Raw genomic sequence first — 22,721 nt, forward strand, 5'->3', positions numbered from 1 at the left:
GTTTGGGGAGCAATGGAACGAAAAACCGGGATAAGGTCTATTTATCCATAGAAACCATATAGATAGCCAAACACCCCTCCGGGGGCACTCATCCTCTCAATCGCCTTCCCTATCGTTGGGATCTCGTAGCGGGCGTAGTTCTCCGCGGGCCACTGCCTCGGGCACGGCAAAGGAATATCGGCCGTGCATGTTGATGTGGTCATGGCTGAGCGGCGACAGCCGTGCGACGTCCTCATCCCGTACGGGAAAACCGTCTTGACGCAACTGATCCAGTGCCGCCTCCATGTAGATGGTGTTCCACAAGACGACGATGTTGGGCACCAGGCCCAGCGCGCCCAGCTGGTCCTCCTGACCCTCCTGATAGCGTTGCCGGAGTTCGCCGCGTTTTCCGTGAAAAATGGCGCGCGCCACACTGTGACGCCCCTCGCCACGGTTGAGTTGGGTCAACGTGCTACGCCGCTTCGCCTCATCGTCAATATAGGTCAGTGTGTGCAGGGTCTTTTCAATCCGTCCGAACTCAGCCAAGGCCTGGGCCAGACGGGTTGGACGGTCGCCGATCTGCAAGGTTCGCATGATGCCGTTGGCTGGTACACGACCCAGTTTCAGCGAGCCCACCAGCCGCAGGATGTCGTCCCACTGCTCCTCGATCAATGGCAGTTTCACCCGCTGGCGGGCAACGGCATTGAGGTCGCCGTAGTCGGCCTCGGGATCGATGCGCCAGAATCGCGTGCCGCCGACGTCCGCCAATCGGGGACAGAACCGGTACCCCAGCAGCCTGAACAACCCGAACACCACGTCGCTGTATGCGCCGGTGTCGGTCATGATCTGCGTCGGCTGCAATTCGGTGGGCTGTTCGAGCACCACGCCCAGCAAGATCAAGCTGTCGCGCAGCGTGCCCGGCACGGTGATGTGGTTGAGACCGCTGAACTGGTCGGAGATCAGGTTGTACCAGGTCACGCCGCGTTCCCGACCGAAATACTTCGGATTGGCGGCCGCATGCACAGTGCGCACGGGCACGACGAAACGCATCCCGTCGGCTGACGCCACGTCGCCACCACCCCACTGATGGGCCAGAATCGACCGGTTCTGAGCCGCCACCAGGATGGCATTGGCCGCAACCAGGGTGTCGTTGCGGAGGTAATTCTGGTCGACCCACGACAGACGCGATCGTTTCAGTGCAGCGATGTCGGCACGAACGAGGGGTTCGAAGCCCGTGTTGCTCGCCTCAGCCAGCAATACGGCACAGAGGCTGATCGGAAGCTCCGCAGCACGAGCAGACCGCTCGGTGAGATGGGTGAAGGCATCGGTGAAACCGGTACGGGCCGCAATCTCCAGCAATACCTCTTCAATGTCCACGCGTGGCAAACGCTCATTAACCGCAGCGCGCAAGGCCAGCAAAGACGCTGGTTCTTCGAGCTTGTCGAGGGAGCTGACGACCAGGTCGTTCTCGCCCTCGAAGCGCACCGCAGGATTGTCTGGGAGCCGGGACGCTACCGCGCGGTAGGTCTCATCGAGTTCTTTGGTAATCGCGACGAGCGCCGATGAGGGTGTTGGAGACAAATCGAGCGTGCGGCAGATGATGGGGCGCGCAGCTTCCCATTCGCTGCCGCTCAACAGCCCTGCGCGCGGGTCGGCATACTTCCAACTGGGTGCGACGAACACGTCGCGTCGGCGCAATGACGTATGCAATTCGTCGAGCACGCAGAAGGTGTAAGCACGGTGATCGATGCTGTCGTCGTCGCGAATCGCGTAGCGCTGCCAGCGCTTGCGAATGACATCGCGCGGGACGTCATCGTCGGCCTTGAATCGCCCGGGGTGCGAGCGAAGCCATTCATAGGCGGCGACCACGGCCTCGCCTGCGGGGCTCGCTCCAAAGCGCAGGTTCTCCAAGACAAAGGGTAGAAAGCGGCGGATGCGCCGATAGCGCTCACTCAGCTCGCTGTAAAAGACATCGTCGGGTGGTCGCACCAGGTTGCTCACTTCCTGAAGGGCCTGGGCGAGGATGTCGCGTGGCACCTTGGCGAACAAGGCTTTGCGTAGTTTCTTGTCCGGGAGCGTGGTGTCCAGCATCACTTGGCAAGCATCGGCCAGCAGCGTGGCTGCACGATCGAGGTCTTTCAGCGTGCGCAAACGCGTTTTCCGGTCTTCCTTTCGTGCCGTGGCAAAGACATCCCGCAGCAACATTTCAAGAACTTCGACGGCGTCATCATGCGCGGTAGCTTCCAGGCAGTGCACGAATGCCACAAGGGTCGCGAGGCGACGAACTTCGGGCAAGCGGCTCACCGCGCTGGCTTTGGCGGCCCCCGCAAAGCGGGCCAGCGCCGTGATGCGACTAGCCGGAAGATGCGACACGGTAGGTAGATCGATCCCGAGCTCCCGAACCTCTCGAAGCCGCATCAGCGTTTGAATGAGCGCTGGGCCACTGACACGGGTGGGGCCTGAGCGCAATTGATCCAGAAGCGAATAGCGGCTGCCGGTCGGCACGGTCAGCAACTGCTCAAGACGCTCATGCTGCGCATCCGAGAGCCGGGTACCCAGACGACGCCATAGACGCTCTTCGGCGCGACTTTTTACACTCGCGACAAATCGTTCGAGCGTGCTGCGACCCGGGAGCAGTATCTTGTGCGTCAGGAGCCATGTTGTGGCTCGCTCGAATAGAGCGCTGGGTCGCTCCGTTCCCGTCCAGCACAACGCGTACAGCCAGCGCCCCAACCGAAAGCCGATGGGCGGTTTGGTGATTTCGACGAAGCCGTACTGACGACAAATATCGCGCTGATGATCCCACCTGAGTTCACCAGTCCGGTAGTCATCGAGAGAGGGATCTGTGTCCGTAATACCCAGCTGTCTGGCAACGGTGGATAGCACCAGTGGCGGTAGATCCAGCGGATCGTCGAGGAATGTTCCCAGGTAGCGGAGTGTCGTGAGCTGCAGCGCGATGCCCAAGCGGTTGGCATGGCCGCGCTTGCGAGCGATGTACGCGCGATCAGCATCGTCGAGATGGAAATAGCGTGCCAGCTCGTCGCTAGACGGTTCGCCGTTGTATCGGCCATAGCTGTCGCGCTGCTCCTCGGTGACATAGCTGACAGGCATAGGGATTTTCTTCCGTAGAAGGCTTGTTCACAGCGAAGTTTGTAAGTCCACGCGTCGAAACGCCACCAAATCGAGCTGAACGCGCAACCGCCAACGCGCACGTCTGCCTCACGGCGTCGCTGGGGCAAAATGGAGCCAGCGTACGGCCATCACCGGCAGCACCAGCAGGTTGAGGATTGTCGAGGTCAGCAGTCCGCCCAAGATCACCGCGGCCATCGCGCCCTCGATCTCGTTGCCCGGCGCGCCGGCCGTGAGGGCCAGCGGCAACAGCCCGAGTGCGGTCACCAGCGCCGTCATCAGAATCGGCACTAGCCGCTCGGCGGCGCCGCGTTGCGCGGTGTCCATGTTCCATGGCAGGCCTTCGACCTCAACCAGATGGCGGTAGTGCGACACCAACATGATCGAGTTGCGCACGCTGATGCCGAACAGGGTGACGAAACCGACCAGTCCGCCCAAGCTCAGCGTGCCACCCATCAGCAGCGCTACCGCCACGCCGCCGACCAGCGCGAACGGCAGATTGACCAGCACCAGCGTCACCGAACGCAGGCTGCGCAGGGCCAGATAGAGCAGCACAATCACCCCGGCCAGCGCCAGCGCGGCGTGCGCCAGCAACTGGTTGGTCGCCGCCGACTGCGCGGCCGCATCGCCGCCGAACACTGGATAGGTGCCGGGTGGCCACGTGATGTCATGCGCCAGCGCCTGCTGCGCCTGGCGCGTGAACGTCGCGGCGTTGGCCCCGCGCAGATTCACCGTGACCACCTGCACGCGTTGGCCGTCTTCGTGCAGCACCATCACGCGCCCCTGGCTCATCGTCAGATTGGCCAGCGCCGACAGCGGCCACTGGCGTCCATCGGGTGCGATGACCGGCAATGCGCCAACGCTGGCCGGATCCAGTCGCAGCGATGGCGGCAGGATCACCTCGACGTCAAACACGCGGTTGCCGTCCAGCACCTGTCCCACCCGCGTGCCGGCGTACGCGGCCTGCAAAGTGTCGAGCACATCGGCCGGTGCGATGCCGTCGCGCGAGAGCACGTCTTGGCGCAGGCGGATCGACAGTTGCGGCTCACCCTGCGCCGCCTGCACCTGCACGTTCGCGGTGCCCGGCAGGCGGGACAGCACCGTGGCCGACTGTTGGGCCACGCGGTCGAGCTGGTCGAGCTGGTTGCCGTAGATCTTCACCACCACCGGTGCGGTGTAGCCGGACAGGGTTTCGTGGATGCGTTCGGTTAGAAAGGTATTGACCGAAAACGCGCTCCCCGTAAACGGCTTCAGCGCCCGCTGAATGCCGTCGAGCACACGCTGCTGGCTGGAACCGGAGAGCGGCTTCAGATCCACCTCGAATTCGGTGGCGAAGATCGGCGAGGGATCGACCACGCGCGCACTGCGGCCAGTGCGCTGCGCCACCGAGCGCACGCCCGGCACCGCCAGCAGCGCTTGGCTGACACGCGCACCCAGATCCTCCGAGGCTTGCAGCGAGGCACCTGGCGCCAGCCGCATATGCACGATGTAGTGGCCTTCGCGCAGTTGCGGCAGAAAGCTGCTCTGCAGGAACGGCAGCACCGCCAACGCGGCCACGCAGAGCACCGCCACCACGATCGGCAGCGCGCGCGGATGCCGCTCGACGCGCGCCAGCAGGCCGGCATAGCGCTGCTTGATGCGCCGCTGCAGCGCCGGTTCCGGTGCGTTGTCGCTGCCACGCAGCAGGGTCAGCGCCAACGCCGGCGTCACCGTCAATGCCACCACCAGCGAGGCCATGATCGCGGCGATGTAGGCGATGCCCAGCGGCGCGAACAAGCTGCCCGCCACGCCGGACAGCGTGAGCACCGGCACAAACACCAGCGCCACGATGAAGGTGGCGTAGATCACCGCGCCGCGCACTTCCAGCGAGGCGGCCAGCACCACCTGCGCGGCGGGCAGCGGCGCGGCGTCGAGCCGGTTCAAGCGTAGCCGGCGCACGATGTTTTCCACGTCGATGATGGCGTCGTCCACCACTTCGCCGATGGCGATCGCCAGACCGCCCAAGGTCATCGTGTTCAGCCCCAGCCCGAAGTGCTCCAGCACCACCACCGCCGCCAGCAGCGACAGCGGAATCGCCACCGCCGAGATCAGCGCCGCCCGCGCGTTGCGCAGGAACAGGAACAGCACGGCCAGCACTAGCGCCGCGCCGATCAGCAGCGCATCGCGCAGATGACTGACCGCCGCGTCGATGAAGTTGGCCGGGCGGAACAACGCCGGGTACAGCGTCACGTGCTGCGCGGCGAGCGCGGGTTTCAGCGACTGCAGCCGCGCATCCAGTGCCTGGGTCAGGCGTACGGTGTCGGCCCCGTACTGCTCGGCGATCACCAGCATCACGCCGGGCTGGCCCATGATGGTGGCCGCGCCAGCGGCCGGCGCCGCAGCGTTGCTCACCGTGGCCACGTCACCCAGCCGCAGCACCGCGCCGTGATGCGTTTTCAGCGCCACCTCGGCGATCTGCGCCGGTGTGGTCGCCAGGCCGGTGGGCGCCAGCACGATGCGCTGGCTGGCGTTCTCGACAAAGCCGCCGCCGGCTTGGCCGGTGGCACGACGTGCCGCTGCCATCACCTGCTGCATCGACAGGCCATAGCGTGCCAGCGCCTGCGGGTGGACCTGGATCTGCAGCTGGCGCTGGTCGCCGCCGAAGACGCTGACGTCGGACACGCCGGGCACGGACAGCAACTGCGGCTTGAGCGTCCAGTCGGCCAGTGTGCGCAGCTGCAGCGCGTCCAGTTTCTTCGAGGTCACGCCGATCGTCAGCACGATGCCTGATGACGACGACAGCGGCAGCAGCACTGGTGTGCGTGCGCCGGTGGGCAGTGTGCTGGCCACCCGCTGTAGCCGTTCGCTCACCGTCTGGCGTACGCGCTGCAGATCGGCGCCGTTGCGAAACGTGAGGGTGATCATCGACAGACCCTGCAGCGATTTGGAGCGCATGCTGGTCAGCTCGCCAGCACCGGCCAGCGCGTTCTCCAATGGCTGCGTCACCAGCGTCTCGACCTGGCTGGGGGCAAAGCCCGGTACCTCGGTCTGCACGATCGCCTGCGGCGGTGCAAATTCCGGGAATACGTCGAGCCGGGCGCGCCCCAGCGCCAGCACGCCGTAGGTCGTCGCAAGCACGGCCAGCGCGATCATGACCCCGCGCAGGCGCACCGCAAAACCGACAATCGCATTCAACATGAGCCGGTACCTGTGGCGCGGCAGGATGGAATCGCGCGGTGGATCGAGACCTCGATGTCCGCGCGATGCGGTGTGGATCGATCGGCCGGTACCAGGCCGGCCTCAATCGTCATCGTCATCGCCTCCGGCGGGCTTCGCGCCGGGCGGTGGCAACAGTTCCTGCGAGAGGAGCAACTCGCCACCCCGCACCACGATTCGTTCGCCGGCGCGAAAGCCACTCGCCTCGAACCAGCCGCTGGCGTTGCGTGCCGCCACACTCAGCGGCCGCCGCTGGTAGTGGCCAGCTGCGGTCTCGGCATAGGCCCATGGCTGACCGGCGTACCAGATCACCGCCGCCGTCGGCACCGTCACGCCGGTCTGCGCGGTGCCTGCCAGCGGCACCGTGGCCGTCAGCCGCTGATCCGTGCGCAACCCGGCGCCGTCGGCGCGATAGAAGAAGGTCGCGCCCTGAACAACCGCATCGGCACGCGGGGAGGTTCCGATCAGATGGGCCGGCAGCGAGCTGCGGCCAGGCAGCGACAATACGACGGTGTCGCCGGCCGGTGCGGGTGAATCCACGGGCATGGCCACGGCCAGCAGCGCACTTTGGCCGTCCGCATAGTCTTCCAGCGCCGACGGTCCGCGCGCGGCCAGCGCTGCCAAGGAGGCCCCCCACTGCGCTAGCGCGCTGCTGAGCACCGCCACCTCCTGCGTCTGTGCGATCTGCGCCTGCGCCTGTGCCTGTGCGGCCGCGGCGGCGGCCGCCTGCATCTGCTGCAGCGAGGTATTTTCACCATCGCGATAGAGCGCCGCCGAGCGTTTGGCCTCGGCATTGGCGCTGTGGGCGGCGACCGCGGCGGCCACTGCCTTGGCGTGCGCGGCCTGCAACTGCGCCGCCAGCGCCAGCAGCGGTTGCGGATCCATTACGCTGGCGATGGCCTGTGCCTGTGTAGTCTGTTTCGTTGCCTGCAGCGCGACGGTGGTAATGCCACTGGCGTTGACACTGGCTGCGGGCAACGTCACGCCGCCGTCGGTGTCGGTGGCGGCATGCAGGGATGGCATCCGCAGCGCCAGCACGGCCGCGCAGGCGCTGACGAAAGCGACGCGACGCCAACCGGAATCAGTGCGCATGGGCAGTCTCGGTTAGTGAGGAGGATGGCAGCGGATTCGCTGTCGAGGGTGGTGCCAGCGTCGAAGCGGGCCATAGCGGTCGCTGCAACACGTCTTCCAGTTGGCCGAGTGCATTCAGCGTGGCACCAAGCGCATCGACGGCGGCCAGGTCGGTGTGCGCAGCGGCTACCTCGGCGATCGTTTCGCGCCCGCGATCCATCTGCCCGGCGCGACGCTGCACGCGAGCATGCGCCGCGGTCTGGTGGGCGGCGGCGGCCGCGTCGAGCGTACGCTGCCAAGCGGCGTAGCGTGCGGTGTAATCGGCGCGTGCAGCATCCAGGGCGTTGAGAATCTGCGCCTGTCGCGCTTGTACCGCCGCCGCAGCCTCATCGCACGCGGCGGCCGCCGCGCGGATGCGCGCGCCGGCACCGTGGAACAGTGGCAGTTCGATATCGACACCGAACCCGAACTTGCGCTGCCCTTGGTCGTAGATGTAGCCCGGTGCCACCGCGGTTGTCGGATACCGCGTGCCCGCCGCCAAGCGCAGCCGTGCTGCACTGGCCCGGTACTGCGCCAGCAGTGCGGCGAGGTCGAGTCGGTTCCAGGCGGCCGCCTGGGCCAGCGCTCCCGTTGGCAGCGCGGCTGGCGGGGGCGGCGCATCCAATTGTGGCCACACCAACGGCACGCCATTCAGCGCCGACCACGGTACGCCGATCGCACCGGCTAGGGCATGTTCCGCCGCGATGCGCTGCGCTGTGCGATTGGCCAGGTCGGCAGCGGCGCCCTGCGCCGCCAGCTCCGCCGCCAGCTCCGCGTCGCGACTGCTGGCACCGGCTGCCACACGCCGGCGCACGCCATCGAGATAGCTGGCCTGGGCAATAGCGACCGTTTGAGCCAATGCCTGCGCACGGCGCGCGAGCAGCACCTCGCGCAGCGCTGTCACGGCGCGCGCGCGGCTCCGCCAGACCGCCAGCGCCGCTCGATCACGGGCCTGTTCCGTGTGGGCGGCCGCGATGTCACGCCGTGCAGCCGACTCGCCGGGATGCAGCAGCGGCAGCAGTAGCGATGCACCGATCGTCCACGGCGAAGCGACGTCGAGGCCGCTAATGGCTTTTTCCGGGCTTAGTTGCAGGGTAGGGTTGGCGCGCTGGGCGGCCAGCGCCGCGTCGGCCTCGGCGCGCTGCGCTGTGTCGCGCGCCTGCGCCAAGGTGGGGTCGAAGTACCAGGCCGCCACGGTGACGCGATCCGGCGTCCATGTCACATCGGCGGAGGTGGGCAGATGCAAACGCGCCTCGGCGGCAACCAAGCCTGGATCATCCAGTCGACGCGTTTGCAGCGCCTGTGCCTGATGCTGCAGGTCGGGGACGGGCGAACTAGGAACCGATGCGCAGGCGGCAACGCTGAGCGTCAGCAGCGCGCTGAGTGCGGTGCGCACGGCACTGGCACTCGAACCACCTCGGGTCTTCGCTGCTAGCGTGATCGCCTCGTACGCATGGATTTTCATCCAGCGAGCATAGTTGGACGTTCGTGATGAACCGCGCTCGGTTGGATGTCATTTCTGTCATTCGATGGGCGGAGTCTTGGCGGGTAGATGCCGCCACTCGCGCACGATCAGGCACGTCACGATGACGTCGATGACGGTGAGTAGGCCAAGCAGCAACGAAGGCTGATGGAGCTGCCGGTAGCCCTGATAGCCCATGAAGGTCGTCATCAGCACGACCGCCATCGGGTATGACCAGCGCAGCCCACGCAGCAACCCCACCACCATCACGATCTTCACCAGTCCATGCGCGAGCAGATAGATTCCCGCAAAATGCCGCGTGCTCAGCGAGAGCTGCTGCGCCATGTGCTGCAGGTAATTGGCGACGACATCGTGCGGATCCTCGATCAGCTCCTGCCGCGTGAGCAGCGCCACGGCGTGATGAATCGCCGGTCGACCGGTCAGCAGCAGCGCACTGCCGCCCACCAGTTCCAACAGGCCATCCAGCCCTTTGATGACGATGCCGATCTTGAACGCGCGATGCGCGACATGGGCCAAGTTTGGCTTCATAGGTGCGCGGATGTCGGCGATGGCGTGCCAGTTGATGTGCCGGGCTGGATCTGCAGGGCCGACGGCACATGCATGGTCACGCTGGTACCGCGGCCGCGCACACTCTCCACGCGCACTGTGCCGCCATGCAGTTCGACGATTGTTTTCACGATGGATAGCCCTAGTCCGGTGCCTTGGCCGACGCCGCGACGCCGCGCCGCGTCCACCTGGTAAAAGCGATCGAACAGGTGCGTCAGGTGCGCCGCCTCGATGCCTTCGCCGTCGTCCTGCACGCGGATGTCGACACCGGAAGCCACTTCCTGCAACGTGATCCGCACCTCGCCACCGTCGTGCGAATGGCGTATGGCATTGCCCAGAAGATTCGCCAGCGCCTGCCGCAGCAACAGCGGATCGGCCACTGTTGTAGCGGCGCCGTCCAGACGAATGCGGATGTCGCGAGCGGTCGCGCTTGGGGCATGCTGGGCAGTCACCCAGGCAAAGGCTTGCGCTATATCGAAACACTCGCAGCGCAGGGCTTGCTCGGCGTGCTCGGCGCGCGCCATGAACAGCAGGTTCTCGATCAGCCCATTGAGCCGCCGGCATTCTTCCAGGCCCGACTCCAGCGCCGTGCGATAATCTGCCGCGTCGCGCGGGCGCATCAGGCACACCTCCAGTTCGCCACTGAGGTTGGCCAGAGGCGTGCGCAACTCGTGCGCCAGATCAACCGAAAAGCGCGACAGTCGTGAAAACGCCTCCTCGATCCGTGCCAGCATCGCGTTGAACACCAGCACCAAGTCGTGCAGCTCGTCCGGCCACGGCGGTGTCAGTGGCAATCGGGCCGAGAGGTCAACTGGCGTGATCGCGCGCGCGGCACCGGCGATACGCGTGAGCGGTGCCAACCCCTGCGCCGCCACCCAGCGCCCGGCGAACGCCAGCAGCGGCACCAGCAGCAGAAACGCCAATGCCAGCGCGCGACGCAGGCTGTTCTGCAGCGCTGCGTCGCGGGTCACGTCCAATGCCAGCTGCAGTTCCGGTGGTGTGTCGCCGTTGACGCGGGTCAATCGCACTGTCGCCAGCATGTAGATATACTGGTCCGCGTGATGCGGTTGCAGCGGCCCCGCCGGCAGGCCGTCGGTGGCGGGAGGGAACACCGTAACGGGCAGCTCGCGCCGCATCTCCGGCGTCTCGCCTAGCACGTGCCCACCGATGAGCACGCGCGCCTCGTACTGACGCAAGCGCGTGCCCTCGGTTTCCTTCGCGATCTCGCCCAGCAGCACCTGCGGCTTGCCCTCGGCGTCGTTCAGGTCCATCTGCAACTCGGCCACCTTGGCCTGCATGAAACGCAGATGCTCGGCGCTAAAGTTGGTCGACAGGCGCCAGTCGGTGATGCCGGCGAATAGGACGACGGCGGTCAGCGCCACGAGGGTGTAGAGCAAGCTCAGCCGCGCGCCGATCGAGCGCCGCCGCCACGGCAGTTCAATGCTCATGGCTGTCCAGCATGTAGCCGACACCGCGCACGGTGTGCAGCAGCGGCGCAGCAAATGGCGCATCCAACTTGCTGCGCAAACGCCGGATCACCACGTCGACCACGTTCGTTTGTGATTCAAAGCAAATGCCCCACACACTTTCGGCGATCAACGTGCGCGACAGCACTCGTCCACGGTGCCGCACCAGTAGCAGCAGCAGGGCATACTCCTTCGGCGTGAGCTGAAGTGTCCGGCTGTCTCGGGTGACTTGGTGGCGCAGCGAGTCGATCAGCAGCGGTCCCACGCGCAGCATCGCCGCTTCACCCGTCGGCTCGCCCTGGCGCAACAGATTGCGCAGCCGCGCCAGCAGCTCGGCGAAAGCGAAGGGTTTCACCAAGTAGTCGTTGGCGCCGATCTCGAAGCCGCGCACGCGGTCTTCCACGTGATCGCGCGCGGTGAGAAACAGCACCGGGGTACGGATCGCCTCGCTACGCATGGTCTGCACGATGCTCCAGCCATCGCGGCCCGGCAGCATTACATCCAGCACCGCCGCGTCAAAGGCGTGCTCACGCAGCAACGTCAACGCCACGTTGCCATCCTCGGCGAGTTCGACCGAGTAGCCTTGTTCTCCCAAGCCCCGAGCCAGGTAGCGCCGGGCTTTGACCTCATCTTCGGCAACGAGTATTCGCATGATTGGGTGGGGGTTCGGTGAAGTCATCCGCAAGCCAGATGATACGTTCGACGCCCCACCTTGACACGGAACCGCATCGGTTGGCGGATGCGGCGCATGACCCGCGCAGGGACACCCTCAAGGTGAGAGGCATCCAAAGTGTTGGAAGCTCTTCGGCTACAACGCCAGCGTCAGGCGATCGCCTAAGCATCATGCTTCCTCGGGTACTCCGACTCGGCGCAGGCGTTCCCGACGCTGTCTGTTCGCAAGCCAGGACCTGCCGGTGGCGGCAGGCTGGTGGCTCGTCGAGAAGGCGTTGTCCACCTTCACCTTTCGTGGCAGATCTGGCGGGCTGGATTGAAAGCCGTGGTCATGGCCGGCCGATAAGGGCGGACTAAGTGTGGCGACGTAGGGTGCAGGTACAGCTCGCCGCATGCTCGTCGCGCGCGGCGTTCCTCATCATCCACGCCGGAGAAAAACATGCGCAAATCGATCATCCTCGTCCTCCCGGTCGCCCTGTGTGGCTTTGTGACGGTCGCGCAGGCCCAGACGCCTTCCCAGCCGGCCACGCAAGCGAAAATCAGCATGATGCAGGCGCGCAGGATCGCGTTGAAGACCTTCCCCGGTAGGATCGTCAGCGGCGAACTGGAGCAGGAGGCCGGCGGCAGTGGACTGCGCTACTCGTTCGACATCAAGGCGGGCAAGAACACGCATGAGGTTGGTGTCGACGCGAAGACCGGCAAGGTGCTGGAAAACTCGCTCGACAACAACGACGCGGATTGACGTGTACCGCGATCACAGCAAATAGCCTGCCATCACCCTGCATTTCCAGAGGTGTGGGCGTACTTGACGCAATTGCCTAACAACGGTCCGCCGGGACCCGCCGCAGGCGAACGCAGAAATCACCTACGGCGCTGTCTCGTTGCGTTCTGCTTTCAGCGTCTGTTGAAATCCATCGAAGCACAGTTGTGCGAACCTGACCAACTACCGGTTCGCGGCATCCATCGCGTGCTCGTCTGCCGCCCCAATCACCGCCTGGGCAACACCATTCTGCTCAGTCCCCTGCTGACGGAAATCGAGACGCTGTATCCCGGTGCCGAGATCGACATGGTCAACGGCGGCTGTGCGGCGGAGAGCCTATTCGCCAACCGCTTCCAGGTTCGTGCGATCTATTCGCTACCGCGAAAAATCGCGCGGCATCTGTGGTCGACCGCCCGTTTGCTCCGACAACTACGAGGCAACACCTACGATCTGGCCATCGATGCCAGCTATGGCTCGCAGTCCGGCCGTTTGCTGTTGGCCATCGTCAGGGCACGTTTCAAGCTGGGATATCCGGACGAGCATGGAAGCAGGCATGCGGCATTGCGCGCCATGCCTTGCCCAGAACATCAGGCGCATCGCAGCGTATTCCTGCTGCGCGCTGCGTATGCGGGAGCGGTCCGGCAAGCTTTTCCGTCGCTCAATCTGCGGATATCGGACGCTGAAATGACGCAAGCCCGGCAGACGCTGGCAGCAATCCTCGGCGAAACGGAGCGATCGCATGGCACGTCAGCTGTCGTCGGCCCAGCTGTCGTCGGCATATTCGCCAACGCCACGGACGACAAACGTTACGACACAGATTGGTGGATGCAGTTCATCCACACGCTGCTGGCCCGACAACCGGATCTTCGCATCGTGGATCTGGTGGCTGAACATGGCCAAAGCCAGCTTGGTGGAGATTTCCCTTGTTACTACACGCGCAACCTGCGCCACCTTGCCGCGGTGATCGCGAACATGGATGGTTTCATCAGCGCGGATTGCGGCGTGATGCACCTGGCCGTCGCCAGCGGCACGCCGACTCTCGGCCTGTTCAAGGCCACGTGCTCGAAAAAATACGGTCCATGCGGACAGGGCCATACAGCCATCGACACCCGGACCATGCTTGCCGCTGAAGTCGCCACCATCGCGTTGGACTGGCTCGATCTGACGGTGCCGGATCCGCCGCAACGCTCATCATCCGATGGGCCAGACAACCTCCTGACGCCCAGGAGGCTTGCATGATGGAATTTTGCATCCGGTACCCATCGACGAGACACGCTATCTCGCGGTCGTGTGGAACATGCACTGGAGCGGACATTGGGTGGTTCCGCAACTGGACGGCCCCCCGTTTGGACAAGGCGCACGGGTCTGGGCCGCGTCCATATCCGCCCGCGCGGCCTGCACCTCGGGGTTGGCTTGCCAAATATGGCGCACCGCCTCTTCCCAATCTATCGACCATCGTCCCTATCATGGGACCATGAAACAACCCAACTCCGATCAAACACGAAGCATCCTGCAGGCACTGGCCGCCGCCGTTCTCTTCGGACTGAGCACGCCATTGGCCAAGTTGCTTATCGGCACGATTCCGCCTTTGCTGCTGGCGGGATTGCTGTACGCCGGTTCAGGCATCGGGCTGTCGTTGTGGATACTGCTGCGCAAGGTACGCCACCAGGCGCCGACCGAAGCGCCGTTGATCCGGCGCGATGTCCCGTGGCTGGCGGGCGCCGTGCTGGCGGGCGGTGTACTCGGCCCGATCCTTCTCATGGTAGGGCTCACACGCACACCCGCTTCGACCGCTTCGTTGCTGCTCAATCTGGAAGGGGTGCTGACCGCGGTCATTGCGTGGGTGGTGTTCCGCGAAAATGTGGATCGCCGGGTATTCCTCGGCATGCTGGCGATCATTGCCGGCAGCGTGCTGCTTTCCTGGCAGCGTCAGACGAACACCGACATTCCCTGGGGTGCCTTGGCGATCACCGGTGCCTGCCTGTGCTGGGCCATCGACAACAATTTGACACGGCAGGTGGCCGGCGGCGATCCCATGCAGATCGCCGCGATCAAGGGTGGCGTGGCCGGCGCCATCAATGTGGTGCTTGCCCTGATCCTTGGTTACCGCTTTCCCAACGCGCTGCCCTTGTTGGCCACAGGATTGCTCGGCTTTGTTGGCTATGGTTTGAGTTTGGTGCTTTTCGTGCTCGCCTTGCGCGGCTTGGGCACCGCGCGTACGGGTGCCTATTTCTCGACCGCGCCCTTTGTCGGGGCCGCGCTGTCGTTGCTGTTGTTCACTGAGTACCCAGGCCTTGCGTTCTGGGTGGCCGGAGTGCTGATGGCTGTGGGTGTTTGGCTGCATGTCAGCGAGCGTCATGCTCACGAGCACGTGCACGAGCCGCTGGCGCACGATCATCGCCATCGCCACGACGAGCATCACCAACACGCACATGACTTCCCGTGGGACGGCAAGGAGCCCCACACCCATCCGCATGTGCACGATCCGCTGGTGCATAGCCACGCGCACTTTCCGGACATCCACCACCGGCATCGCCACTCCTGAAGAGGCATCTTATGGGCGACAACCAGCAGCACTGGGAATCGGTCTACCAGACCAAGGCGTCGGATGCGGTCAGCTGGTACCGCCCGCATCTGGACATTTCACTGGCGCTGATCGAGCGCGCCGCACCCGACCCCAACACCGCCGTGCTCGACGTGGGCGGCGGCGCGTCGACCCTGGTCGACGACCTGCTCGCACGCGGCTACCGCGACCTCAACGTGCTCGACATTTCCGCCGAGGCACTGCATGTCGCCCGCGAACGCCTGGGCAAGGCGGCGGACGGGGTGACCTGGCTGACGGCTGACCTGCTCGACGAACCGTTGCAACAGGCCCGCTACGGCCTGTGGCATGACCGCGCCGTGTTCCACTTCCTGACCCACGCGGAACAGCGCGCACGCTACCTGCGGCAGTTGACCCGCGCCCTGAAGCCGGGCGGCCACGCGGTGCTGGCCACGTTCGGTCCGCAGGGCCCGGTGAAGTGCAGCGGGCTGGATACGGTCCGTTACGATACCGAGGGACTTGTTCGCGAACTTGGTGACGGCTTCACGTTGATCGACAGCACGCTGGAGTTCCACGCAACCCCGTTCGGCACCACCCAGCAGTTCCTCTACACGCTGTTCCAACGAGCACCCCACCAGTACGGAGAAGTGATCGAGTGACCCATTGTGCGGACTGTTGTGGCGAAGCGGCGGCGCAACTGGCATCCCGTCAACGGGGCGTGCTGAAGGCGGTGCTGGTCATCAATGCCATCGCGTTTGTGGTCATGGTGGGTGCCGCCATGGCATCCCACTCGTCGGCGCTCTTGTCGGATAGTTTCGACTACCTCGGCGATGCGCTGACCTATCTCGTCAGTCTCTGGGCGGTCGGACGCAGCGCACTGGCCAAGGCTCATGTAGCCCGCATCAAGGGTGGATTGATCGTGGCAGCCGGGTTGTTGGTGCTCGCCCAGCTGGGCTGGCGTTTCTGGCATCCCGCCGAACCGCTGTTCACCTGGATGGGCGGCTTCAGTTTGCTGGGGCTCGCCGCCAATGGCCTGTGCCTGATGCTCTTGCGTCGACACCGGAATGACGACCTCAACATGGCCTCGGTGTGGATCTGTTCCCGTAATGACATCGCTGCGAATCTCTCTGTGCTGCTTGCCGCCGTCGGGGTATGGATGTTCGATGCCGCGTGGCCTGACCGACTGGTGGCGCTCGGCCTGGCGCTGCTGCTGTTGCACTCGGGACTCGGTGTTCTGCGTCGGGCCAGCCATGCCGTGCAAGGCACAGGCTGACGCCCCGGCCGCTTCGACGCGGACGGCAAGCCATCCGCACCTGTCTTGACGCTGCCTTTCTATCGGAACACGATATCGTCTTTCGATAGCTTCTCGTCACGATGGACGATCGAGACCTCTACGCCGGATTGATCCGTTTGCATCTGCTGCACCACGCGGCGGAAGCCCCTATCTACGGCCAAGCCATGATCGACGAGCTGGCCCATCACGGCTATCAGCTCAGTCCCGGCACGCTGTACCCCGTCCTGCACGGACTGGAGAAGAAGGGCTACCTCACCTCCACGCAGATCACCACCGGCAAGTTGAACCGCCGCTTCTATCGGATCACTCCGCAAGGGCGCCGCGCCTTGAAGGGTGCCAAGCGCAAGGTCCAGGAACTGTTCGGCGAACTGTTTCACCAGACCGCGCAGGAGAGCCGACCATGAAACTGACGAGCATGCGGGCTTGGTTGGACACCCGCGACAGAGACTGGATCGTACTGGTGCGCCTGTTGGTCGGCCTGGTGGTGTTCTTCCCGGAAGGCATCCAGAAGCTGATGTTTCCGGCGATCATGGGCGCCGGCCGTTTCACCGGATTCGGCATCCCGTGGCCCAACTTCACCGGTCCGTTCGTCGGCATCGTCGAGATCGTGTGCGGAGCACTGATCACCGTGGGCTTGCTGACTCGTCTCGCAGCCATTCCGCTGATCATCGACATGATCGTGGCCATCGTCTCGACCAAGATTCCGATGCTGCTGGGGCACGGCTTCTGGGGATTCCACCTGGTTCACTTGTCGCGTTACGGCTTCTGGAGCATGGCGCATGAGGCGCGCACGGATGTCGACATGCTGCTGGGGTGCATCTTCCTGCTGATCGTCGGCGGCGGCCGCTGGTCGATGGACGCCCTATGGGCGCGACGAGTGGGCAGGCCCGTTACGCACAGATCATGACGGCTTGATGCTGGATCCTTTACCTATTCCTGAGAGCTGAAACCATGCCGATTGATCGACGCGCATTTTTGAAGCTGGGTGGGTTCGCTGCACTGAGCGGCAGCGTCCCCGGACTGGTGCGTGGATCGCCCGCGACCAACCCCTTGTCCAACGCGCCGATGCGCCCGGTCGGCAAGGCCGATTACGACCTGGGCATCGGCACCAGCCTGATCGAGGTTGGGCCGCAGCGGTTCCTGTCGATGACGGCCTACAACGGGCAGTTTCCGGGGCCGCTGCTGCGCTTCAAGGAGGGGCGCCAGGTGATCGTCGACATCCACAACGAGACCAACACGCCGGAGCAGTTGCATTGGCACGGCCAATCCGTGCCGGATGCGTTCGATGGCGCCGCCGAGGAGGGCACACCCTACTTGGTTCCCCACGGCATGCGGCGCCAGGCTTTCGTGCCGGGGCCGGCGGGGTTTCGCTTCTATCACACGCACCTGCGCGCCGGTTCCGATCTTTCCCGCGGCCAGTACAACGGCCAGGTCGGCCCGGTGTACATCGAGCCGAGGCATGAGCCGGGCGCCTACGACCGCGAGGTGTTTCTGACCTTGAAGGAGTTCGAGCCGTTCTTCAGCCAGGGCGGCGACATGGCCATGGACTTCCTGCATCCCGGCGATCGCGAGCACAGCCTGGAGGAGCACGGTGAACAGGCGATGAAGGCCTCGCTGGCCAGCGGCATGAAGAAGGGCTACGAGGTCGGCTATCGCATCTTCACCATCAACGGTCGCCAGCTCGGTTTCGGCGAGCCGGTGCGGGTGAAGCGCGGGGAGCGCGTGTTGTTCCACGTGCTCAACGGCAGCGCCACCGAGATTCGCAGCCTTGCCTTGCCCGGTCACACGTTCAGGGTGGTTGCCCTGGACGGCAACCCGGTGCCACATCCGGCCGAGGTGCCGGTGCTGTGGATCGGTACCGCCGAGCGCATCAGCGCCATCGTCGAGATGACGCAACCGGGCGTCTGGGTGCTGGGCGATCTCGCCGACGACGACCGCGGCAACGGCATGGGCATCGTGATCGAGTACGCCGGTGAACGCGGCAAGCCGGCATGGCGCGCACCGGCAGCCTTTGCCTGGGATTACCGTCGTTTCGCCGACCCGAAGCGCCCTGTGCCGGCACCCGATGAGACCATCGACATGTTGTTCGCCAAGGACAACGCCGCCGACCATGGCTTCAACCGCTGGACCATCAACGGCGTCGCCTTCGACATGGCGACGATGCCGGTGTCCTGGCATCTGAAGCGCGGTCGCCGCTACCGGCTGCGCATGCGTAATGCCACCGACGACATCCACCCGATCCATCTGCATCGGCATAGCTTCGAAATCACGCGCATTGCCGGGCAACCGACCGGTGGCGTGATCAAGGACGTGGCGATGCTGGGCGGCTACCAGACGATGGAGGTGGACTTCACCGCCGACCAGCCGGGCCTGACGTTGTTCCACTGCCACATGCAGCTGCACATGGACTTCGGATTCATGGCGCTGTTCGACTGCGCATGACGCCGACGAATCGATCACCGCAGCATGAGCAGACACCCGGCGATAGCCCTCCCGGCAGCGTCGCCGAGGTCGGAACCGCGTTTCTGAAACTCGGGCTGTCGTCGTTCGGTGGTCCGATCGCCCACCTGGGCTATTTCCACCGGGAGTTCGTCGAGCGGCGTCGCTGGCTGGATGAAGAACACTTCGGTCAGTTGCTCGCGCTGTGCCAGTTTCTGCCCGGACCGGCGAGCAGCCAGCTCGGTTTCTCGCTCGGCTTGCTGCGTGCGGGGTGGCTGGGAGGCATCGCCGCCTTCATCGGTTTCACACTGCCCTCGGCGCTGCTGCTGTTCGTGTTCGCCGCATGGAGCAGCCACATCGCGGGACCATGGGGTCAGAGTGCGATCCACGGGCTCAAGCTGGTGGCCGTGGCCGTGGTCGCCCAAGGTGTGCTGGGCATGGCGCGGACGCTGACGCCCGATCGCTCACGCGCCCTGATGGCTGCGGCAGCGGCCGGACTCATTGCCGTCAGTGGCAGTGCCTGGATGCAGCTGCTAATCGTTGTCGGTGGTGCGGCCCTGGGCCCGTTGCTGTGCCGGCAGGTGACGGCGCGACGTGGCGCGACGTTTGCCTTGCACTATGGCCGCCGCTCGGGCGGCACATTGCTGGTCTTCTTTGGCGCCTTGCTGGTGACGGCCGTGGTGGTCGCACCTCACCTGCCGCCACTGGCCCAGGTGGCCGGTGCGTTCTATCGCGCTGGCGCCCTGGTGTTCGGCGGCGGTCATGTCGTGTTGCCGCTGCTCAAGCGCGCGGTGGTCGATCCGGGCTGGCTCAGCAACGACACGTTTCTTGCCGGTTACGGCGCCACGCAAGCGGTGCCCGGGCCGATGTTCACGCTGTCGGCCTTCCTCGGCGAACGTCTGTATGGCGGCCAAGGCGGCGCGCTGGGCGCCACGGTCAGCTTGTTGGCGATCTTCCTGCCGGGGCTGTTGCTGGTTTCCGGCGCGCTGCCGTTCTGGCGGGCATTGGGCGCGCGCGATGGGGCCGCCCGCATGCTCGCCGGCGTCAATGCGGTTGTGGTGGGTTTATTGGCGGCCGCGCTCTACGATCCGGTATGGATCAGCGCCGTGCACGATGCCGGCGACTTTGCCATTGCGCTGGTGGCTTTCACCTTGCTGGTTGCCGCCCGCTGGCCTGCGCTGGCAGTGGTGGCCTGGTGTGTCGTGGCTTCACTCCTGCGCACCGTCTGGATCTGACGCGTCGCAAGACAAAGCATCTTGCCGGCCGCCGAAGACCACATTCAAACCTGACCGATGGAGTGCCCTTGAACACGTTGATCTTGCTGCGCCGCATCGGGTGGATGGTGGCATTGCTGGGCACGGCGTTGGCCTGCATGGCGGCACCCAGTACCGGTCAGGCGCTACCGTTGACCAAGGTGGCGGATGTGCCGCTCGGCGGCGGCACCACGCGAATGGACTATGCAAGCCTCGATCCCGGGCGGCACTTGTTGTTCATTGCGCACCTGGGCGACAGCGCGGTGATCGTGTTCGACACGCAGGCCCAAAAGGTGGTGGCGCGGATCGCCGGCATCAGCCACGTGCATGGCGTGCTGGCGATTCCGGCCCTCGGCCGCGTCTACGCAACGGCGACCGGCACCGATCAGGTGGTCGCCATCGACGAAGCCACGTTCAAGGTGGTGGCACGCGCGCCGGCCGGGGTTTACCCGGACGGCATGGCCTATGCCCCCGAGGCACACAAACTCTATGTCTCGGACGAAACGGGTGGTACCGATACGGTGATCGACGTGCGCACGAACGCGCGTGTGGCGACCATTCCGCTCGATGGCCAGGTCGGCAACACCCAGTACGACCCCGTGTCCAGGCACATTTTTGCCAACGTGCAGACGCGCGCCCAGTTGGCCGAGATCGATCCGGCGACCGACCGGGTGATCGCGCGCATTGATCTGGCCGGCGCCCAAGGCAATCACGGCCTGCTGATCGTACCGGCACAGCGCCTTGCTTTCATCGCTTGCGAGGACAACGCCAGGCTGCTGGTGCTGAACCTCGCCAGCCGCCGCGTGGTCGCCACGTTCGCAGTGGGCGGTGATCCCGACGTGCTGGCCATCGACCCGCAGCTTGGCTGGATCTACGTCGCGGGTGAAGCGGGCATCGTTTCCGTCTTCAAAGCGCAGAACGGCACGGTGACCAAGATCGGCGAAGGCATGCTCGGCCCGAACGCGCATGTCGTCGCGGTCGATCCCATCTCGCACCGTACCTATTTTCCACTCAAGAACCTTGAGGGGAGAACGGCGCTGCGCATCATGCAACCTCGCACCTGATCGTCACGCCGAGTGGCTCACCCGTTGCACCTGCCGGTTGACGCGAAGGACGAGGCAATGGCACCTCTCCTGCATTCCCGCACCGCTTAACCGCAGCAGGATTTCTGCTGTTGAATCGGTGGGCACGGCACGTTGCCGTACGAGCAGAACACGCAGCAGTCGCCCGCTTTCGGCCGGAGCATCTCGCCGCAACCCGCACAGTCGTAGAAGAACTGGCACGCGTCAGTCGGCATGGTCTCGGTGGCTTGGTGGCCGCAATGCGGACACGTCAGGGTGTTCTGCAGGATGAGTTCGGTCGTCATGCGTTTCGCCGGAGAAATGAATGGATAGTGTCGGCAGGGTCTTCGCTGCGCCCGTGTCTATCGTGTCGATTCAGTGGGCATCCATCGCATCGCTGGCCGTGCGACAGGATGCGCTCGGTGCTGGCGCCAGCAGATCGCGGACTGAGACCGCCACCATCAGCAGTAGGCCTGGATAGAGGAGCCATCCGGTGCGATGGCCACTGGCCCGCATCACCCATACCGCCACCAGCACCAGCAGCGGGCCGAGCACACCGAGCGCGGCACGCCGCCACTGCCGGTGACTGAGCCAGCCCAGCGCATTGGCGAACAGCGCGATGGCGGCAAACGCCGGCAACAGGATACGAATGAACAGGCCTTCATACGGACTCAGTACGCCCAGCCCGATCGCCGCACCGAGGCTGGCCAGCGCGGGAAAGCAATTCACGCAGGCCGCTGCCGAGACGACACTGCCGATCAGTCCGGCCTTGTCGGCCAGCCGAGGGAGCAGGGACATGGGGTTCTCCTTTCGTGCGGAATGCCGGAGGTTTAAGGTATTCCCGTAGTCAAGTACGGAGTCAAGTCCATGCCCTCCACGCAGGAAACGTTTTCCATCGGCGCCTTCGCCAAGGCAGCCGGAGTCAATGTCGAGACGGTCCGCTTCTACCAGCGCAAGCGCCTGTTGACGGAACCCGCTCGTCCGCTGGGCGGCATCCGTCGCTACGGAAACGCGGAGGTCGCGCGGGTGAAGTTCGTGAAATCCGCGCAGCGGTTGGGATTCAGCCTCGATGAGGTGGCGCAGCTGCTGCGGCTGGAGGACGGCACCCATTGCACGGAAGCGGCCGGTCTGGCCGCGCTGCGGCTGGCCGATGTACGCAACCGGCTGGCCGACCTCGCACGTATGGAGACGGCCCTCGCTGCGCTTGTCGAGCAATGCGGCACGCGTCGGCGCAACGTGTCCTGCCCGCTGATCGCCTCGTTGCATGCCCGCTGACATGGCGACAGGCAGGGTGCGGCAGGCCTGACGCCGGTGAAGCGCATCGGCTGGATGGTGTAACCACGCCCTGGCCACTCCGCCATGGCCCGTCGCGGAGCATGCAGCCTTGGCGGCCCCGTCGTCGCGCCCATTCAGGGCATGGGCCGCGCGTGATCTGCCCACTGCGCCGTGCCCTGGGTCAGTTCGGCCCGCACGCAATGCGCGTCCGTGATCGACGTTACCGTGGCTTGCCCGTTCGCGACGAAGTGTTCAATGGGCACGCCTTTGCTGGGAATCACGTAAGCCACCCGCATGACTTGCAGTCGCGTGCCGACAGCAGGCAGTGGCGTAACCCGGTAGCAGATGTCCAGCTGCCGGCCGTTGACATGACCAATCCAGCCGTCGGCGTAAGCATTGGTCGCGTGCGCGATCGTGCCGATGGCCAAGCCCGTGAGTAGCAGGGCGGTACCGAGATACGCAGCGTGCAATTTCATCGTTCGTACTCCAAAAACAGCGGACTACCGTGATAAGCGCG

At 65.0% G+C, this 22,721-nt stretch carries 21 protein-coding genes; 11 read left to right on the forward strand and 10 right to left on the reverse strand.

Translation table 11 applies throughout. From position 1 onward, the window contains the following. Nucleotides 1–96 precede the first annotated feature (96 nt). The 7 genes from AC3WQA_RS00005 to AC3WQA_RS00035 all read right to left on the reverse strand — a co-directional run bounded on the left by AC3WQA_RS00005 (nucleotide 97) and on the right by AC3WQA_RS00035 (nucleotide 11,587). On the reverse strand, nucleotides 97–3,090 hold the full coding sequence (locus tag AC3WQA_RS00005; protein ID WP_369488091.1) for a Tn3 family transposase: 2,994 nt from the start codon (nucleotides 3,088–3,090) through the stop codon (nucleotides 97–99). A 108-nt stretch (nucleotides 3,091–3,198) separates the two neighbouring features. Continuing rightward, nucleotides 3,199–6,285 carry an efflux RND transporter permease subunit gene (locus AC3WQA_RS00010; RefSeq protein WP_369488092.1) on the reverse strand — a complete coding sequence of 1,029 codons (3,087 nt, stop codon included), beginning with the start codon at nucleotides 6,283–6,285 and terminating at the stop codon, nucleotides 3,199–3,201. A 102-nt stretch (nucleotides 6,286–6,387) separates the two neighbouring features. Then, nucleotides 6,388–7,341, reverse strand: coding sequence for an efflux RND transporter periplasmic adaptor subunit (locus AC3WQA_RS00015; protein ID WP_492673239.1), 954 nt, complete (start codon nucleotides 7,339–7,341; stop codon nucleotides 6,388–6,390). 43 nt (nucleotides 7,342–7,384) lie between these two features. Further along, entirely contained in the window at nucleotides 7,385–8,878 is a 1,494-nt protein-coding gene (locus AC3WQA_RS00020; RefSeq protein WP_369488094.1) for a TolC family protein, read from the reverse strand. Nucleotides 8,879–8,935: 57 nt separating this feature from the next. Beyond that, complete coding sequence (locus tag AC3WQA_RS00025) at nucleotides 8,936–9,412, reverse strand: DUF2127 domain-containing protein (protein WP_369488095.1); 477 nt, start codon at nucleotides 9,410–9,412, stop codon at nucleotides 8,936–8,938. Nucleotides 9,413–9,420: 8 nt separating this feature from the next. After that, nucleotides 9,421–10,890 (reverse strand): heavy metal sensor histidine kinase, encoded by a 1,470-nt coding sequence (locus tag AC3WQA_RS00030; RefSeq protein WP_369488096.1) that lies wholly within the window; start codon nucleotides 10,888–10,890, stop codon nucleotides 9,421–9,423. Further along, nucleotides 10,880–11,587, reverse strand: a complete 708-nt coding sequence (locus AC3WQA_RS00035) for a heavy metal response regulator transcription factor (protein WP_492673240.1) — start codon at nucleotides 11,585–11,587, stop codon at nucleotides 10,880–10,882. Before AC3WQA_RS00035 ends, AC3WQA_RS00030 begins: the two co-directional genes overlap by 11 nt. Nucleotides 11,588–12,019: 432 nt before the next feature. Between AC3WQA_RS00035 and AC3WQA_RS00040 the strand changes: the two genes are divergently transcribed. The 10 genes from AC3WQA_RS00040 (at nucleotide 12,020) to AC3WQA_RS00085 (ending at nucleotide 20,932) form a co-directional block, all read left to right on the forward strand. Next, nucleotides 12,020–12,322: a PepSY domain-containing protein gene (locus tag AC3WQA_RS00040; RefSeq protein WP_369488098.1), complete on the forward strand. Its 303-nt coding sequence runs from the start codon at nucleotides 12,020–12,022 to the stop codon at nucleotides 12,320–12,322. 162 nt (nucleotides 12,323–12,484) lie between these two features. Then, a complete protein-coding gene (locus tag AC3WQA_RS00045) occupies nucleotides 12,485–13,579 on the forward strand; it encodes a glycosyltransferase family 9 protein (protein WP_369488099.1) in 1,095 nt (364 codons plus the stop codon). 235 nt (nucleotides 13,580–13,814) lie between these two features. Next, nucleotides 13,815–14,885, forward strand: a complete 1,071-nt coding sequence (locus AC3WQA_RS00050; protein WP_369488100.1) for a DMT family transporter — start codon at nucleotides 13,815–13,817, stop codon at nucleotides 14,883–14,885. An 11-nt stretch (nucleotides 14,886–14,896) separates the two neighbouring features. After that, a complete protein-coding gene (locus tag AC3WQA_RS00055) occupies nucleotides 14,897–15,541 on the forward strand; it encodes a class I SAM-dependent methyltransferase (RefSeq protein WP_369488101.1) in 645 nt (214 codons plus the stop codon). Beyond that, the gene (locus AC3WQA_RS00060) at nucleotides 15,538–16,155 is read left to right on the forward strand and encodes a cation efflux transmembrane domain-containing protein (protein WP_492614687.1); all 618 of its coding nucleotides are present in this window, start codon (nucleotides 15,538–15,540) and stop codon (nucleotides 16,153–16,155) included. Before AC3WQA_RS00055 ends, AC3WQA_RS00060 begins: the two co-directional genes overlap by 4 nt. A 101-nt stretch (nucleotides 16,156–16,256) precedes the next feature. Then, complete coding sequence (locus AC3WQA_RS00065; protein WP_369488103.1) at nucleotides 16,257–16,580, forward strand: PadR family transcriptional regulator; 324 nt, start codon at nucleotides 16,257–16,259, stop codon at nucleotides 16,578–16,580. Next, nucleotides 16,577–17,083: a DoxX family protein gene (locus AC3WQA_RS00070; RefSeq protein ID WP_369488104.1), complete on the forward strand. Its 507-nt coding sequence runs from the start codon at nucleotides 16,577–16,579 to the stop codon at nucleotides 17,081–17,083. Before AC3WQA_RS00065 ends, AC3WQA_RS00070 begins: the two co-directional genes overlap by 4 nt. Nucleotides 17,084–17,127: 44 nt before the next feature. Continuing rightward, nucleotides 17,128–18,618, forward strand: a complete 1,491-nt coding sequence (locus tag AC3WQA_RS00075; protein ID WP_369492413.1) for a multicopper oxidase family protein — start codon at nucleotides 17,128–17,130, stop codon at nucleotides 18,616–18,618. Continuing rightward, nucleotides 18,615–19,850: a chromate efflux transporter gene (chrA, locus tag AC3WQA_RS00080; protein WP_369492412.1), complete on the forward strand. Its 1,236-nt coding sequence runs from the start codon at nucleotides 18,615–18,617 to the stop codon at nucleotides 19,848–19,850. The genes AC3WQA_RS00075 and chrA overlap by 4 nt, the downstream gene beginning before the upstream one ends. A 68-nt stretch (nucleotides 19,851–19,918) precedes the next feature. Then, nucleotides 19,919–20,932, forward strand: coding sequence for a YncE family protein (locus AC3WQA_RS00085; RefSeq protein ID WP_369492411.1), 1,014 nt, complete (start codon nucleotides 19,919–19,921; stop codon nucleotides 20,930–20,932). A gap of 86 nt (nucleotides 20,933–21,018) precedes the next feature. Here the strand turns inward: AC3WQA_RS00085 and AC3WQA_RS00090 are convergent, their stop codons facing one another. Next, on the reverse strand, nucleotides 21,019–21,234 hold the full coding sequence (locus AC3WQA_RS00090) for a GDCCVxC domain-containing (seleno)protein (protein WP_369492410.1): 216 nt from the start codon (nucleotides 21,232–21,234) through the stop codon (nucleotides 21,019–21,021). Nucleotides 21,235–21,304: 70 nt separating this feature from the next. Beyond that, nucleotides 21,305–21,727: an organomercurial transporter MerC gene (merC, locus tag AC3WQA_RS00095; RefSeq protein WP_369492409.1), complete on the reverse strand. Its 423-nt coding sequence runs from the start codon at nucleotides 21,725–21,727 to the stop codon at nucleotides 21,305–21,307. A gap of 69 nt (nucleotides 21,728–21,796) precedes the next feature. Here merC and merR point away from each other — a divergent pair, with 69 nt between their 5' ends. Then, nucleotides 21,797–22,204: a mercury resistance transcriptional regulator MerR gene (gene merR / locus AC3WQA_RS00100; RefSeq protein ID WP_369492408.1), complete on the forward strand. Its 408-nt coding sequence runs from the start codon at nucleotides 21,797–21,799 to the stop codon at nucleotides 22,202–22,204. 134 nt (nucleotides 22,205–22,338) lie between these two features. On the opposite strand, the gene AC3WQA_RS00105 is transcribed toward merR, so the two are convergent. Next, nucleotides 22,339–22,680 (reverse strand): hypothetical protein, encoded by a 342-nt coding sequence (locus tag AC3WQA_RS00105; RefSeq protein ID WP_492673241.1) that lies wholly within the window; start codon nucleotides 22,678–22,680, stop codon nucleotides 22,339–22,341. Nucleotides 22,681–22,721: the final 41 nt, after the last annotated feature.

Source organism: Rhodanobacter sp. FW106-PBR-R2A-2-24 (assembly GCF_058789615.1).